The sequence below is a fragment of the Carboxylicivirga linearis genome, assembly GCF_018271995.1.
GTDB lineage: Bacteria > Bacteroidota > Bacteroidia > Bacteroidales > Marinilabiliaceae > Carboxylicivirga > Carboxylicivirga linearis.
On the sequence record NZ_JAGUCO010000113.1, the window covers coordinates 1 to 827 of the forward strand.

The following is an 827-nucleotide window of genomic DNA, read 5'->3' on the forward strand; positions in this document are numbered from 1 at the left end:
TCAACCAAATACCGAAAATCAAAAACGGAACATGTAATATTGGTAAACTGTAAACTTTCCTCGGCTGCTTTAAATGATTTTAAATCGGAATAGTTCCCCCGGTTGGTATCATCAAATTCGCCCAATAAACTACGGCTACATAAAGCAGGGTCTTGTGTCGGTAAATCCTGACCGCTAATTATACCCGAACCCCTGGGCTTGGCAATACGTGTTTCATTACCACCCGATTTTACACCTGTCAATTTTCCGTTTCGGTCTGCAATACCTTTTAACGCCTCGATGGTATTTTTGTGAATGCTATTCTTGTACTCATTACCCCAAAACGGATGGTTAGTCGTAGAATCCATACTACGCTGCATACCTGTACTTGTACTCCCTGATGCGAGGTTAATACCGTCCTCCATCGGTGGCTTGCCAAACATATACATGATACTACGAGCTGCGGTACTCTTACCTGATTGGCGTTTCCCAAACAGAAACAGTAAAGGAAAATACCCGAAATTGGCTTTGTAGATAAGGTCACTAAAAACGGTTGATATGTAATAAGCAATCAATAATTCAGCATTACCGGGATAAACACTACTCATTGAAGTTGCCCATTTTCCGAAGTTCCAATCGTTGCCTTTTATCGGCTTCACATACTTTGAGTTTTCTTTGAATGGATTACCACCATCGGTACTGCCAATTTTAAGAGCTTTACCATAGGGTAGATAGAAGAAATGCAACAAATGAACCTGGCTCTGTTTAATATTCTCCTTTAGCTTATCTTTTCCATACTTGCCGATAAATTCTGCTGTGGTATTGAGTACATGAAAGGTATCGTTAAT

Annotated in this window: 1 protein-coding gene; it reads right to left on the reverse strand. The window is 40.1% G+C overall.

The window, feature by feature from the left end; genetic code table 11:
* Positions 1-827: hypothetical protein (locus KEM10_RS25205; protein WP_212220943.1), on the reverse strand; the 827-nt coding region annotated here is incomplete at both ends.